Source organism: Nocardia sp. NPDC050175 (genome assembly GCF_044459885.1).
Classification (GTDB): domain Bacteria; phylum Actinomycetota; class Actinomycetes; order Mycobacteriales; family Mycobacteriaceae; genus Nocardia.
Window position 1 is genome coordinate 162,029 of record NZ_JBITJI010000011.1, and the last position, 14,437, is coordinate 176,465.

Below are 14,437 nucleotides of genomic sequence, written 5' to 3' on the forward strand. Positions count from 1 at the left end.
GCTCACCCCGGGAATTCGATGGCGGAGTTGACGCCCCACAGCAGAATCGACAGCACCATGTCCAAGGCGACGATTGCGACGAAGCTCGCCCGCACCGCACGCCCGGACGCGATGCCGACGCCTTCGGGTCCGCCGGAGGCGAAAAAGCCGTAGTAGCAATGGATCAGGATCACCGCGACACCGAAGACCAGAATCTTGATCACCGCGGCCAGCACGTCGTAGCCGCTGGTGAACTGGAAGAAGTAGTGGTCGTACACGCCGCCTGCCTGGCCGTGCAACAGCACCACCACGGTCGAACAGGCGATATAGCTGAGCACCAGCGCGATCAGGAACGTCGGCACGATAGCGACCGCCCCCGCGATCACCCGGGTGGTGACCACGAACGGAATCGACCGGAGCCCAAGCGATTCCAGCGCATCGATCTCCTCGGAGATCCGCATCGAGCCGATCTCCGCCGTCATCCGGCAGCCCGCCTGCGCGGCGAACCCGACCGCCGCCGCGATCGGCGCCAGCTCACGGGTATTCGCGAACGCGGACACCACACCGGTCACCGGGCCGAGACCGAGCAGATCCAGGGCCGCGAAGGATTGGATGCCGACCCCCGCACCCATCGCGATGCCGAGCACCACCAGCATCGGCACCGTCCCGCCGCCGACCAGGACCGACCCACGGCCCCAGGTCATATCGGTGATGGTGCGCATCGTCTGCGCCCGATAGCGGCGCAGGGTGAGCGGGATCGCCCACAGCGCCTGGAAGACGAAGCCGAGCATGAACCCGACGGTCTCGATCGGCGCGAACACCCGACCGCGTTGCCGGACAACGCGATAGGCCCAGCCGAGCCCCTTCGGGGCATACGGTGTCGCGGTCATCAGGCCACCCGCAACGGCAAGAACATCGCCACCACCTGGGTGATCACCAGGTTCACCACGATGATCCCGGCGACCGAGACCACCACCGCCGCATTGACTCCGTCGGCCACCCCGCGCGGCCCACCCTTGGCCTCCAGCCCGCGCTGACAGGCGACGATCACCACGATGAAGCCGAACAGCATCGCCTTGGCCAGCGAGATCCACACGTCGGCCAGCACGGCGAACGAACCGAACGTGGCCCAGTAACTGCCCGGCGTCACGTTCTGCGCGCCGATCGCGACCGCGTAACCGGAGACGATGCCGACGAAGATGATCAGAATGTTCAGCAGCGGCGCGACCAGCAGCATGGCCGTCACCCGCGGAATGACCAGCCGATGCACCGGACTGATCCCCATCGTGCGCAACGCGTCGATCTCCTCGCGCACGGTACGCGCGCCGAGATCCGCGGCGATCGCGGAAGCGCCCGCGCCGCCGAGCAACAGCCCGGTCGCGATCGGCGCACCCTGCTGAATCACCCCGAGCCCACCCGCGGCACCGATCATCGAGTCGGCACCGAGCTGGTGAATCAGATTGCCCACCTGCAGCGAAACAACCACCCCGAACGGAATGGCCATCAGCACCGCCGGTATCGCCGTCACGGTGATCAGATACCAAGCCTGGCGCAGCATTTCCTGCCATTGGAAGCGCAAACCAAGCACGTCGGTCACTGTGCCGCGCACCGACTCGAGGCCGAGGTCCACCGCGCGCCCGAAGGTGCGCAGGCTGGAAAGCACGGTGCCGGTGAGATTCTCACGCACGATCTGCCCGGCCGAGGCGGAGCCTTCCTGCTCCGTGAGCGGGGGAGCGCCCTTCATCAGTCCTCCTACTGCCTCGTCCGCGGATCGATCGGCGATCCGCGGACAAGGCTCTCCGCACGGTCGGTCGCACCGGTGGAGTTGCTCGTGGCTCAGCTGGCCAAGGTGTTGACAGTTCTCGACAACCGCGTCGGTGAGGTCGCGTGCTCGCGCGTCGATGGTGCGACTGGTTGCCCAACTGTGATCCGCCACACCAACGCTCGGCACACGGTAGCACCGGTTCGGCTCCAGAACAACAGTGTCAATTTCGCTACCAAGGCCGGGCTGAGCACGTACTATCCGATCTTTGATCAGCAGTCGTCGAACCCCGATGCCGCCACGGCAGTTATAGCCGATGCGTACACTGGCGCCACCGGATCACCGGTCGACCGACCTGATGATCACCGCTCGAGCAGCACTGGAGGAGATCGTGTCGGCGCGACGCGAGCGCATCTTGGATGCGGCGCGGGGGGTCATCGTCCGGGAGGGGTACGTCGGGGTCAGCATGCACGCCATCGCGCGCGCGGCCGGGGTTACCCGGCCCGCGCTCTACGCCGAATTCGGTGACCGCGACGAGGTTTTCGCGGCGCTGCTGGACCGGGAGAAGGCACGGGTGGTGGCGATGGCCGCGACCGCCCAGCCGACCATCCCGCCGGACGCCGACCCGGCCGAGATCGTGGTCGACCTCGTGGTGGACGCGGTCGACGTCTTCCTGGACATGGTGCAGTCCGCACCCGAGACCTGGCAGCTGGTCGTGATGTCCGGCGACGGCCTGCCGGCCGCCGCGCACGACCGAATCGAGCACGGCAGGAACGAGATTCGGCAGCAGACCGAAGCGGCGATCGCGGCGGTGGCCGCGCTGCACGACCGGGTGATCGACGCGGAGCTACTGAGCCACGCGATAACAAGCGCCAGCGAGATCGGCGTTCGATTGGCGCTGGCCGACGGCGGCGCACAGCGGGACGCGGTGTCGCGTACCCTGCGTTGGATGCTCCGCAGGATGACCGAGGCCACGCTCGCCGCAGAGGCTGGATAGCCGGTGCCGAAGTCGGAGCCCGAAGCCAAGCCGCAGCGCCGCCGCTACGCCAAGCGGCTCGCGCCCGCCGACCGCAGGGCCCAATTGCTCGACGCCGCACTGGAAATCATCATCGAAAGCGGATTCGGCGACGTCAGCATCGCCGCGGTCGCCGAGCGCGGTGGCGTCACCCGTCCGGTGGTCTACGACTCGTTCGCCAGCCGCGACGACCTGCTGCACGAGCTCATCGAACGCGAGAGCGCACGCATGCGCGAAGCGGTGGACCGATCGATGTTCGGCATCGAATCGTCAGTGCCGCAAGGGGATCGAGCCGACGCGTTGTCGGCGGCACTGGCCCGTTTCCTCGCGGAGGTGCGCGCCGTGCCCGACAGCTGGCGGCTGATCTACTTCCCGATCGACGGCGTCCCGCCGACCCTGCGCGACCGCATCGAGAAGTCCCGCGACGACCTGAGCGCCCCGCTGAATCACGCTCTCGGCGCGTGGCTTTCCGGCAAACGCGGCGCCGAGGACGTCGATATCGATGTCCTGGTCCGCGTCTTCGAGACCATCATCCACACCGCGACCCAACTGGTGCTGGACGATCCCGTCCGATTCGACAGCGACCGAATCATCGCCATGCTGAACGAAATGTTGCTGCGCGCGCCCTGACCAGTTTGTCGTTTTGCCCCACCGACCGGCCGCGCATTGATAGATTTCGCCAAGCCGTCTGGCGCGGCGAATTCGATGAGGAATGCGAGTACATGTTCGACCGGGATTTTCGCCGCAGCACTTCCAGCGTTCGCGTGCTGATCGCGCTCGCCGCGGAGCGCGGAATGTCCGCTGTGGAATGCCTATCCGGCACCATGCTGTCGCCGACCGATATCGAGTGCACGGCCACTCAGGAATTACGGGTCGTGCGTAATGTGCTCGAACGCGTCGGTACGGAGCCCGGCCTCGGTGCGGAAGCGGGCAGCCGGGCCGATATCCCCGTGTCCGGACCCTGGGGTCTCGCACTGCTCAGCAGCCGCACAATGCGCGACGCGGTCGACGTCATGGTGCGCTATCTCGACCGCGCCGCCGTTTCCGGGCGGCTCACGGTGGAGGAAACCGCGGGTGTCACCAGCGTGCGATTCGACGATGCGGAATGCCCGCCGGACCTGCGCGTCTTTCTCGCCGAGCGAATCCTGGCCGGTATCAAGACAATCGGCAGCGAGCTGTTCGATACCGGAATTCCTTCCATTCGAGTCGAATTCCGGCACGCGACGCCCGCGGACACCAGTCGGTATCACGAGATATACGGCGTGGTGCCCATTTTCGGCGCGGCGGCCGACGCGGTCTCGTTCGACGGCCGCTCACTGGACGTTCCGGTGCCGCAAACCAACGAACGGGCGCGCAGTGCCTGTGTGCAGCTCTGCCGCGATCTACTCGATCGGCATCGCACCCGCTCCGGTGTCGCGGGCGCGGTCCGCGATCTGCTCGTTCGCACCCCCGGCAATATTCCGGATCAGATCGCGGTCGCCAACGAGTTGTTCATGAGCCCGCGCACCCTGTCGCGGCGACTCAACGACGAGGACGCCTCCTTCCGCGGCCTGCTCGACGAGGTCAGGCAGCTGATGTCGGAGCAGCTGCTCGCCTACACCGATCTGACTACCGAACAGGTCGCCGCCCGCCTCGGTTACGCCGAAGCCGCCTCCTTCATCCGCGCCTTCCGCCGCTGGAAAGGCTGCCCGCCGCAGGAGTTCCGGCTGCACGGCGGCCGGTCGTCCGTACCGACCAGGGCTCCGGTCCCCGCGGGCGCCCACTAGGGAGTTCAGCAGGAGCTCCCAACTGGAACGAGTCGAGCCGCACGGTGTGTTGGGAGCGGAAGACCGTCGGGATGCTGCAAGTATGCTGGCATGTCGATCAGCGCCCCTGTCGCGCCGAGTGTCCCGAAGACGATCCGGCAGACCACGGTGTTGGCGGTCTGCTGCACCGCGGTGGTGATGGCGAACGTGGACACCACCGCGGTCAACGTCGCGCTACCGGCCATCGGGCACGGGCTGGACGGTTCGCTGGCCGGGGCGCAGTGGGTGGTCGCCGCCTACACGTTGACCTTGGCCTGCCTGCTGACGCTGTCCGGCTCGCTGGCCGACCGGATCGGTCGCCGGACCATCTTCCAGCTCGGCCTCGCCATATTCGCCGCGAGTTCGCTGGCCTGTAGTCTCGCGCCCTCGATCGGCTGGCTCATCGCGTTCCGGGTGCTGCAGGCCGTCGGCGGATCGATGCTCACTCCGGTTGCGATGGCGATCATTTCGGCGGTGTTCACCGAACCCGGCCAGCGGATCAGGGCGATCGGGATCTGGAGCGGGTCGGTCGGGATCGGCATGGCGGCCGGCCCGGTGGTCGGCGGCTTCCTGGTCGACGCGATCGGGTGGGAGGCGGTGTTCTGGATCAACGTGCCGATCGCGATGATCGCGTTGGCACTCACCTTCCTGGTCGTTCCGCAATCGAAGTCGGATAGCCCGCACGCGCTCGACCCGCTCGGGCAGCTGCTGGTGATCGGTCTGCTCGGGCTGCTGGTGTTCGCGATTATCGAAGGGCCGCATCGAGGTTGGCTGGCGCCGCTGACGATCGGCTGCTTCGCCGGGGCGGCGGCCTGCCTCGTCGCGCTGCTGCGGTACGCGCCGCGGCACCCGCACCCGCTGATCGACCTGCGGGTGTTCCGGTCGGCCCCGTTCACCGGCGCGTTCGTGATCGCGATCCTCGCCTTCGCCGCGCTGGGCGGGTTCCTGTTCCTGAATACCTTCTACCTCCAGGAGATTCGGCACGACTCGCCGCTGACCGCCGGGCTCGCGCTGGTGCCGATGGCGGTCGCCATGTTCGTGTTCGGGCCGATGTCGGGCCGGATCGTCGCGCGCCGCGGCGCCCGCAGCGCGCTGAGCGCGGGCGCGGTGCTGGCGACCGCCGCGGCGGCGGTGCTGACGGTGACCTTCGACGGCGGCGGAAACCTGTTGCTGCTCATCGGTTACGCGATGTTCGGCGCGGGCATCGGCCTGATCTACACGCCGATCACTGCGACGGCGGTGGCGGGGCTGCCGCCCGCGCAGTCCGGCGTCGCGGCGAGCCTGGCGACCACGTCGCGGCAGATCGGCCAGTCGCTCGGCGTCGCGATCATCGGATCACTGATCGCCAGCCATCCTGACGCCCTGACCTCGGCCGAAGCCTTCCGGCCGCCGGCCGATCTCGGCTGGCTGACCATCACCGGCCTGTGTGCCGCCGCACTGGTCGTGGCTCGAATCAGCACCGCGCCCAAGCTGGTTCGCACCGGCGTCTGAAACCCCGATTGTCCACTACCTGGGCAATCGGTCGGCAGCCGTAATCCTCCTCCCGTACTATCGCGATCGAATGCACCGGCCGGGGAGATGTTAGGAGGACGGTGTGGGACCTCGCATCCGCAACGGGACCCTGTGGTTGCGACGCTTCGCCGGAACGACGCCGGGGGTGATCGCCGTTGTTGTCGTCGTGTCCGTCGTGCTGTGTCTGCTCGCCGGTTTCGCCTGCGCGAACCAGATGAGCGACAAGAGCGCGCGCCGCGACGTCGCGCTCGACCGCACCGAACCGCTGGCCTTCGCGGCGCAGCGGTTGTACGTGGCGCTCTCGGCCGCCGACGCTTCGGCGGCCACCGCGTTCCTATCGACCGGGATCGAGGCGCCCGCGCTGCGCCAGCAGTATCAGCAATCGCTGGCCGACGCCGCCGCCGCGCTGTCGGAGGCCACCGCGGGCGTTTCCGACGAGCAGACCAGGCAGATCGTGGCCAGGATCGCCGCCGACCTGCCCGCCTATACCGGCCTCATCGAGACGGCGCGGGCGAACAACCGGCAGGGCTTCCCGGTGGGGTCGTCCTACCTCAGCGCGGCCTCGGCGGTGATGCAGAAGTCCTTGCTGCCCAACGCCGAACGGCTCACCACCGACCGGTTCGCCGCGGTGCAGGAGGACCAGCGGGCCATCGGCGCGCTGCCGGTGGTGAGCATCGTGCTGATCCTGCTGGTGCTGCTCACCTGCGCGGTGGGTTCGTGGATCCTGTTGCGGCGCACCAACCGACTGGCCAACGTCGGCGTCATGGCGGCGGCGGGTGCGGCGATCCTGGCCCTGCTGTGGGTGGTCGTCGCGACCGGCGTGGCCGCGAGTGTGCTGGACACCGGCGCGTCCGGCGCGCGTGATCGCTTCGAAACGCTGGCGAAGGCGCGCATCGCGGCGCAGCAGGCTCGCACCGACGAAACGTTGCAGCTGATCACCCGCGGCGATATCGCGGCGGGTGAGGATTCGTACAACCGGCACGCCACCGATTTGCGGGACCGTCTCGGCACCGTCGTCGGCCCGGACTCCGCTGCCGCGCAACAGCTCACCAAGTGGTCGGCCGGTCACCGCGCACAGGTCGCGGCCTATCAGGCGGCGAACTATCCGGCCGCCCTCGCGCAGGCGATCGGCACCGAGCCCACCTCGTCGGCCACCCAGTTCGCCGCGCTGGACCGCTCGCTGAACGACAACCTCACCCAGGCCCGCCGCGACCTGCGCGGTGGCTTGCGGGACGCGGGCACGGTGCTGATCATCAGCCCGTTCGGCACGCTCGTGCTGCTGGTGCTCGCCGCGGCCGCCGTGGTGACCGGACTGTGGCCGCGGCTGAAGGAGTTCCTGTGAGTACCCGCCTGCTGCTCGCCGCGCTGCTGGTCGGCGCGAGCGTCCTGATGACGGCTTGTGGGTCGGGCGATCTGCCGACACCGAGCACGCTCGCCGCAGTGGACCCGCAACCCGCGGGCGCCGCGGAGATCACCACCCCGCCGCAGGCCGAGGGCGAGAGCGACTGTGACACCGAGGGGTCGCTGCGGCCCGGCCCGCTGCCGAGAGTCGGTGCGATGCCCGCTGGTTCGCCGATGGCGACGATCGTGGCGAACGGGCGGCTGCGCGTCGGCGTCGACCAGAACACCTACCTGTTCGGCTTCCGCGACCCGGCCACCGGCCGGCTGGAGGGCTTCGATATCGACATCGCGCGCGAGGTCGCCAGGGCGCTGTTCGGGGATCCGGACAAGATCGAACTGCGCTCGGTGACCGCCGCCGAACGCATCTCCGCGCTGCGCGACAAACAGGTCGACATGGTCGTCCGGACCTTCTCGGCGACCTGCGAGCGGCGCAAGGACGTCGACTTCTCGGCCGTCTATTACCGTGCGGCGCAACGCATTCTGGCGCCGCACGCGTCGGGCATCAACTCCGCGAACGACCTGGCGGGCAAGCGGGTGTGCGTGGCACGCGGCACCACCGCCCCCGCGCCGCTGTTCGCGCTGCCCAAGCGCCCCACCGTCGTCGGCGTGACCAACTGGACCGACTGCCTCGTCGCGCTGCAACTGGGCCAGGTGGACGCGATCAGCGGCGACGACCCGATCCTGTTCGGTCTGGTCGCCCAGGACCACAACCTCGAGGTGGTCGGCCAGCCCGTCGGCACCGGCGCCTACGCGGTCGGCCTGCCCAAGGGCGGCGACGACATGATCCGCTTCGTCAACGGCGTGCTCGAGCGGATGCGGACCGATGGCACCTGGCGGCGGATCTCCGAGGCGCGGCTCGGCGCTCTCGGCCAGGCCCAGGATCCGCCCGAGCCACGGTATGTGGGATGAGCCCGACCATCATGCAACCGCTCACCCTGATCGAGATAGACCGCGAATTGGCCAGGCGCGCAGTCGAAGCCGATTCGATCGTGGCCACCCTGCTGGAGCTCGACAAGCATCCGGGGCTGAACCTGGTGCGCAGCTACCCACCCTCCGGGGTGACCGAGGCGCGCTGGCTGCCGGTCCGGGATGCGCTCGCGCTGATGTGGGAGGACTTCGGCCGGATGCGCGCGATCCTGGATTCGGCGCACGCGGTGCGCGGCAATCGCACCAGGCTCGACGACGGTCAACGCGCGCAGCTGACCGAGCTGCTGCGCGGCCGACCGCACGAGGTGTCGCGCACGCCGATCCCGCTTGCCGAACGTTCGCTGACCGGTCCGAGCGAATTCGTGCTGTTCGTCGGGCTCGCCGATACGCTGGATCGCATGCGGGCGACCTTCCCGATGATCGCCGAATTCCTCGACGCGGTGGACAAGGTGAACACCCGCGTGATGTCCGGACTTGCCCCGCTGCAGAACAAACTGGACAAAGCCGGGGGAGTGACCCCTGAGCTGCGCGCCGTCAGCGACGGCATCGCCGAACTGCTGCGGCGCTCGGCTACCGATCCGCTCGCGCTGACCGCCGCCGAAATCGATGCCCGCCTCGCCGAACTCGACGGCGCCCTGCGGCGGGAGGCGGCCGTGCTCGCCGAACTCGCCGCGGTGGCGGCGAATTGGCCCGCCGCGATCGCGGGTGCGCGCAAGCGGCTCGACGCGCTGCGGGAAACGCGGGAGCGGGCCGCGCAGGCCAGGGCGAAGGTCGAGCGCACCATCGTGTCCGGTCCGCTGCCGGTACCCGCGGACGATATCGATCGACTGCGCGCCCAACTGGACGCGGTCCCCTCCAATCCGGGTGCGGCAGCGGCGCTCCTGGAACTCGGCCGCCGGATCGATGCGGCGATCGCGGCGGCCGCCGCCGCTGAGAATCTGGCCAAGGGCCTGCTGGACCGGCGCGGTGAACTGCGCGGCAGGCTGGCCGCCTACCAGGCCAAGGCAGCGCGGCTCGGCGTCGGCGAGGACCGTGACCTGCTCGCCTCCCATCAGATCGCCACCGGGCTGCTCTCGCGCACGCCGTGTGATCTGGCGGCGGTCACCCGCGCGGTCGCCGACTATCAGCAACTCATCGCGGAGAAATCGGGGAGGCGACCGTGAGGACATGTACCGAACCCGGCTGCACGGGCACCATCGAGGACGGTTACTGCGCGGTGTGCGGGACCGCCCCGGCCGAGGCGACGACCGTGCATTCGACGGCGGCCCAGGCGAAGCTGACCCAGGCCAGGGCGGCCAACGCGACGACCGAGTCGACGACGGTCGAGTCCGTGCATCGGCAGTGCACCGAACCCGGTTGTGGCGGAACGATTATCGACGGCTACTGCGAGGTATGCGGCACCGCGCCCGCCCCGGAGACGGTCGCGACGATGTCCGGCAGCACCCGCAGTGCCAGGGCTAGCTCGCGCTCGGTGCGCACCGGCCGATCCTCGTCCAGGTCGAGCAGGCGCGGGCGGCTCGGCGCGGGCATGGTCGAGGTGCCGCGCGTACCGCGGATCGATCCGAGCACCGCGATCATGACCGACGCGCAGGTGCCGGAGAACAAGCGGTTCTGCGGCAAGTGCGAGAAGCCGGTCGGCCGGGGCCGGGACGGAAAGCCCGGCCGCAGCGAGGGCTTCTGTGCCAACTGCGGCACTCGATTCTCCTTCGCGCCCAAGCTGACCAAGGGCGATCTGGTCGCCGGTCAGTACGAGGTCGCCGGGTGCCTCGCGCACGGTGGGCTCGGCTGGATCTACCTGGCGATCGATCGCAATGTCAGCGACCGCTGGGTGGTGCTGAAGGGCCTGCTCAACGCGGGTGATGCGGACGCGATGCTGGCCGCGGTGGCGGAGAAGCGCTTCCTCGCCGAGGTGGAGCACCCGAGCATCGTCAAGATCCACAACTTCGTCGAGCACGCCGGGGCGGACGGGGTCGCGGTCGGCTACATCGTGATGGAGTACGTCGGCGGCACCTCGCTCAAGCAGATCCTGCGCGCGCACCGCGACGCGGGCGGCGGATTCCTGCCACCGGCCCAGGCGATCGCCTACGTGCTGGAGATGCTGCCCGCGCTCGGCTATCTGCACTCCCTCGGGCTCGCCTACTGTGATTTCAAGCCGGACAACGTGATGCAGACCGACGAGCAGCTCAAGCTCATCGACCTGGGTGCGGTGATCGCCATGGACGATCAGGACAGCCCGATCTACGGCACCATCGGCTATCAGGCGCCCGAGATCGCCGAGACCGGGCCGACCATCGCCACCGAGGTCTATACGGTCGGGCGCACGCTGGCCGTGCTGCTGATGGATGTGCCGCAGCGGGGCGGGCATTTCGCCGAGTTGCCGGGGCCGGACACCGAACCGCTGCTGGTTACTTACGATTCGCTCTACCGGTTCCTGTTGCGCGCCACCGACGACGATCCGGACGTGCGGTTCGCCTCGATGGAGGAGATGACCGATCAGCTGACCGGGGTGCTGCGCGAGGTCCTTTCGACCGATGACGGGGTGCCGCGACCCGGCATGTCGACCTACTTCGGGCCGCCGCGCGGTGTCTTCGGGGTCGATGCGGCGGTGGATGCGGCGAATATCATTGCCGCCCTGCCGGTTCCGCTGGTCGATCCGACCGACAGTGCGGCCGCGTTGCTCGCCACGACGAGCGGGACCACGCCGGCGGAGCTGGAGCAGGCGTTCGAGGCCGGGTTGCGTTCGGTCGTCACCGGGCGCGCCGCGTCGACCGAGATTCCGTTGCGGCTCATTCGGGCCGCGCTGGAGGTCGGCGACACCGCTGAGGCGGATCGGCGGCTGACGGAGGTCGCCGAGACGCTGCCCGGCGATTGGCGGCTCGCCTGGTATCGCGGTGAAAGTCGTTTGCTTGCTGGTGATTTCGCGGCGGCGACCAGCGAATTCGACGCGGTGTATGCGGCGCTGCCCGGTGAAGGAGCGCCCAAACTCGCGCTGGCTGCCGTCGCCGAGCTTTCTGGTGCCGCGACCGCTGATTCCGGCGGGTTCAATGCCTCGCAGGAAAAGCGCAGTGCGGCAAAATATTACGAGACGGTGTGGCGGACCGATCGCACGTATCTCAGTGCGGTGTTCGGGTTGGCCAGGCTGCGTGCCTCGGCCGACGATCGTGATGGCGCGGTGGCGGTACTCGATCAGGTCGATGCCGGTTCTTCGCTGTTCACCGAGGCCAGAATCGCGGCGGTCGAGACGAAGTTGAACGGACGGTCACCGGCCGAGCTCACCGAGTTGATCGTGCGCGACGCGGGCGAGCGGGTGGCTCGGTTGCGGCTGGATTCCAAACGCCGTGGCGCACAGGTGCGTTTGCGGGTGCTGACCGCCGCATTGGATTGGCTACGGGCCGGCGGCGTCTCGAATGCCCTCGATCCGCTGCTCGGCGCGAAGCTGGATCAAGACGGTGTCCGTACCGGATTGGAGCGTTGCTATCGGGACCTGGCCCGGGAAACCGACGACATGTGGGAGCGATTCGCATTGGTAGAGCAGGCGAACATCGTCCGGCCGAGGACCAGGTTATGAGTACGGGGGTTGGTTTGCATTGTCCGGGTTGCGCGGCCGAGGTGCATCAGCAGGATCGTTTCTGCGAGAACTGCGGGCAGGAGTTGGGCGGCAAGCGAATCGCGTTGCCGAACAACGAACCTGGGCCGCCCAGCGCCTGTGACGGGTGCGGTGGGCTGAAGTACGACGGCGACGGTTACTGCGTCGACTGTGGGCAGTTGCGTGGGGCGCCGGACCGGTTCGACGCGGACCTCGGTGCTGTCGCGGTGGTGACCGATCGCGGAATCTCGCACGCGCGCAACGAGGATGCGGTCGCCGCGGCCGTGCTGGACGGCACCGGTGCGGCGCCGGGGACGGTAGTGCTCGTGGTCGCAGACGGGGTGTCCTCCTCGGAAGATCCGCAAGTGGCCTCGGGTACCGCGGCCAGGACAGGCGTCGATGCCTGCCGCACCGCGCTGCTCGACGGACTGCCCGCGGCCGAGGCGGCGATGGCGGGCCTCGCGGCGGCGGCGCAGGCGGTCCGCGATATCGCGGTGGCCGACGGCCACGCGCCGTCGTGTACCTATGTGTCGGCCGTGGTGCGCGCCGACGCGGACGGCACCGAGATCACCGTCGCGAATGTCGGTGACAGCAGGGCGTATTGGCTGCATGCCGACGCGCCCGACGAGCCGGGCAACCCGCCGTCGCAGCGGCTGACCTCGGACGACTCCTGGGCGCAGGCCCTGGTCGACGCGGGCGCGATGGACGAGCAGGCCGCGATGAACGACCCGAGGGCGCACACCCTGATCCGCTGGCTCGGCGCGGACGGTCCGGCAAAACCGTGGTCCGACAGCTGCATTCGGACGCTGCGCACCACGGGACCCGGCGTGCTGCTGCTGTGCAGCGACGGTCTCTGGAACTACCTGTCCGACGCGACCGCGCTCGCCGAGGTGGCCACCGCGACCGCTCCCGCCGTCGCCGCGCGCGAACTCGTCGAGTTCGCGCTGCGCTGCGGCGGCAGCGACAACATCACCGTCGCGATCGTTCCCGTTCCACAGCCAGGAGAAGTCAAGTGAGTTCCGTTGCAGGCAATGGCATTTCGGTAGCCATCGATCAGAACGAGTATCTGGCCGACGGCGTCGGCACGGTCGACGCGGTGGTCACCGTCGAGACCGCGGCCGATCTGGTGGTGGCGGCCGCGCCGCAGGAACGGCTGGAGATCCTCATCCTGGACTGCTCCGGCTCGATGGCCACCGGTCGCAAGTTTCCCGGTGCGCGCCAGGCCGCGCTGGCCGCGCTCGACGTGCTGGCCGACGGCACCAAGTTCGCGATCATCGAGGGAACGGCGATGGCGCGGTTGGCCTTTCCGGCGAATGTGCCGTCCCTGGCGGTGAATCGGGACTCCCGCGCGGCCGCGCGGCGCGCACTCGACAAGCTGACGCCCGGCGGCGGCACGGCGATGGGCACTTGGCTCGGCCTGGCCAGGCAGCTGGCCAAGAAGCATCCCGGCGCGATGGTGCACGCCATCCTGCTCACCGACGGCAAGAACGAGCACGAGGAGCCCGCGGCGCTCGCCGCGGAGATCAAGCAGTCCGAGGGCGTGTTCACCTGTGACTGCCGCGGCGTCGGAACCGATTGGCGGGTCGACGAATTGCGCACCATCGCCTCGGCGCTGCACGGGACCGTCGACATCGTGGCGGACCCGGCCAAGCTGGCCGCCGACTTCGCCGCGATGATGCAGGGCTCGATGGCGAAGGCGATTCCGGAACTGACGCTGCGGGTGTGGACGCCGGCGGGCGCGAAGGTGCGGTTCGTCAAGCAGGTCGCCCCGGCCATCGAGGACCTCACCGCGCGGCGGGTCGAAACCGCGGCGCAGGTGGGGGAGTACCCGCTCGGCGCGTGGGGTGCCGAGGACCGCGACTATCACGTGCAGGTGGAGGTGGAACCTGCCGCGCCTGGCCGGGAGAAGCTGGCCGCGCGGGTGAGCGTGGTGAGTGGCGACGAGGTGCTCGGGCAGGGGCTGGTGAAGGCGGTGTGGACCACCGACGGTGAGCTGTCGGCCCGAATCAGCAGGCGGGTAGCGCATTACACCGGTCAGGCGGAGCTGGCGCAGGTGGTGCAGGAAGGGTTGGCGGCGCGCAAGAGTGGCGATACCGATACCGCGACGGCCAAACTGCGGCGCGCGGTGGAGCTCGCGGCGGAGTCGGGGAACGAGAGCACGGCGAAGCTGTTGCGCGGGGTGGTCGAGGTCGATGAGCGCAACGGGACGGTTCGGTTGCGGTCCAGCGTCGCGGCCGCGGACGAGATGGCCCTGGATGCTCGCTCGACCAAGACCGCCAGGGTTCGGAAGGAGGGGTAGTGGCCGTTACCTGTCCTGAGGGGCATCAGTCGAGCGCGACCGACTATTGCGATGTGTGCGGAGCGCCGATCGGGGAGGCGCCTGCGGCCGTTGCGGCGGAGCCGGTTGCGCTGTGTCCGTCCTGTGGTGCGCCGAGCAGTGGGCGTTTCTGTGAAGTGTGCGGGCATGATTC

At 69.0% G+C, this 14,437-nt stretch carries 12 protein-coding genes; 10 read left to right on the forward strand and 2 right to left on the reverse strand.

The genetic code is table 11. The features are described from left to right. Positions 1-2: 2 nt before the first annotated feature. Entirely contained in the window at positions 3-869 is an 867-nt protein-coding gene (locus tag ACIBK2_RS32325; RefSeq protein WP_396972744.1) for an ABC transporter permease, read from the reverse strand. Continuing rightward, entirely contained in the window at positions 869-1,723 is an 855-nt protein-coding gene (locus ACIBK2_RS32330; protein ID WP_396972746.1) for an MlaE family ABC transporter permease, read from the reverse strand. The genes ACIBK2_RS32325 and ACIBK2_RS32330 overlap by 1 nt, the downstream gene beginning before the upstream one ends. Positions 1,724-2,057: 334 nt before the next feature. Here ACIBK2_RS32330 and ACIBK2_RS32335 point away from each other — a divergent pair, with 334 nt between their 5' ends. The 10 genes from ACIBK2_RS32335 (at position 2,058) to ACIBK2_RS32380 (ending at position 14,265) form a co-directional block, all read left to right on the forward strand. After that, positions 2,058-2,738, forward strand: coding sequence for a TetR/AcrR family transcriptional regulator (locus ACIBK2_RS32335; RefSeq protein WP_396972748.1), 681 nt, complete (start codon positions 2,058-2,060; stop codon positions 2,736-2,738). Between the two features lie 3 nt (positions 2,739-2,741). Next, on the forward strand, positions 2,742-3,386 hold the full coding sequence (locus ACIBK2_RS32340) for a TetR/AcrR family transcriptional regulator (RefSeq protein WP_396972750.1): 645 nt from the start codon (positions 2,742-2,744) through the stop codon (positions 3,384-3,386). A 92-nt stretch (positions 3,387-3,478) separates the two neighbouring features. Next, positions 3,479-4,522 (forward strand): AraC family transcriptional regulator, encoded by a 1,044-nt coding sequence (locus ACIBK2_RS32345; protein WP_396972752.1) that lies wholly within the window; start codon positions 3,479-3,481, stop codon positions 4,520-4,522. Between the two features lie 90 nt (positions 4,523-4,612). Continuing rightward, positions 4,613-6,031: an MFS transporter gene (locus ACIBK2_RS32350; protein WP_396972754.1), complete on the forward strand. Its 1,419-nt coding sequence runs from the start codon at positions 4,613-4,615 to the stop codon at positions 6,029-6,031. A 103-nt stretch (positions 6,032-6,134) separates the two neighbouring features. Beyond that, positions 6,135-7,394, forward strand: coding sequence for a hypothetical protein (locus ACIBK2_RS32355; RefSeq protein WP_396972756.1), 1,260 nt, complete (start codon positions 6,135-6,137; stop codon positions 7,392-7,394). Then, positions 7,391-8,362: a glutamate ABC transporter substrate-binding protein gene (locus ACIBK2_RS32360; RefSeq protein ID WP_396972758.1), complete on the forward strand. Its 972-nt coding sequence runs from the start codon at positions 7,391-7,393 to the stop codon at positions 8,360-8,362. Before ACIBK2_RS32355 ends, ACIBK2_RS32360 begins: the two co-directional genes overlap by 4 nt. After that, positions 8,359-9,543, forward strand: a complete 1,185-nt coding sequence (locus ACIBK2_RS32365) for a hypothetical protein (RefSeq protein ID WP_396972760.1) — start codon at positions 8,359-8,361, stop codon at positions 9,541-9,543. Before ACIBK2_RS32360 ends, ACIBK2_RS32365 begins: the two co-directional genes overlap by 4 nt. Next, positions 9,540-11,948, forward strand: coding sequence for a tetratricopeptide repeat protein (locus ACIBK2_RS32370; RefSeq protein ID WP_396972762.1), 2,409 nt, complete (start codon positions 9,540-9,542; stop codon positions 11,946-11,948). The genes ACIBK2_RS32365 and ACIBK2_RS32370 overlap by 4 nt, the downstream gene beginning before the upstream one ends. Next, the gene (locus ACIBK2_RS32375; RefSeq protein ID WP_396972764.1) at positions 11,945-12,982 is read left to right on the forward strand and encodes a protein phosphatase 2C domain-containing protein; all 1,038 of its coding nucleotides are present in this window, start codon (positions 11,945-11,947) and stop codon (positions 12,980-12,982) included. The genes ACIBK2_RS32370 and ACIBK2_RS32375 overlap by 4 nt, the downstream gene beginning before the upstream one ends. Beyond that, on the forward strand, positions 12,979-14,265 hold the full coding sequence (locus tag ACIBK2_RS32380) for a VWA domain-containing protein (protein WP_396972766.1): 1,287 nt from the start codon (positions 12,979-12,981) through the stop codon (positions 14,263-14,265). The genes ACIBK2_RS32375 and ACIBK2_RS32380 overlap by 4 nt, the downstream gene beginning before the upstream one ends. The last annotated feature ends 172 nt before the right edge of the window (positions 14,266-14,437 follow it).

What these genes read in the sequence shown, in the direction of transcription:
- ACIBK2_RS32375 (WP_396972764.1), top strand. Translation starts at nt 11,945, where the DNA reads ATGAGTACGGGGGTTGGTTTGCATTGTCCGGGTTGCGCGGCCGAGGTG.
- ACIBK2_RS32350 (WP_396972754.1), top strand. Translation starts at nt 4,613, where the DNA reads ATGTCGATCAGCGCCCCTGTCGCGCCGAGTGTCCCGAAGACGATCCGG.
- ACIBK2_RS32365 (WP_396972760.1), top strand. Translation starts at nt 8,359, where the DNA reads ATGAGCCCGACCATCATGCAACCGCTCACCCTGATCGAGATAGACCGC.
- ACIBK2_RS32325 (WP_396972744.1), bottom strand. Translation starts at nt 869, where the DNA reads ATGACCGCGACACCGTATGCCCCGAAGGGGCTCGGCTGGGCCTATCGC.
- ACIBK2_RS32345 (WP_396972752.1), top strand. Translation starts at nt 3,479, where the DNA reads ATGTTCGACCGGGATTTTCGCCGCAGCACTTCCAGCGTTCGCGTGCTG.
- ACIBK2_RS32330 (WP_396972746.1), bottom strand. Translation starts at nt 1,723, where the DNA reads ATGAAGGGCGCTCCCCCGCTCACGGAGCAGGAAGGCTCCGCCTCGGCC.
- ACIBK2_RS32335 (WP_396972748.1), top strand. Translation starts at nt 2,058, where the DNA reads ATGCGTACACTGGCGCCACCGGATCACCGGTCGACCGACCTGATGATC.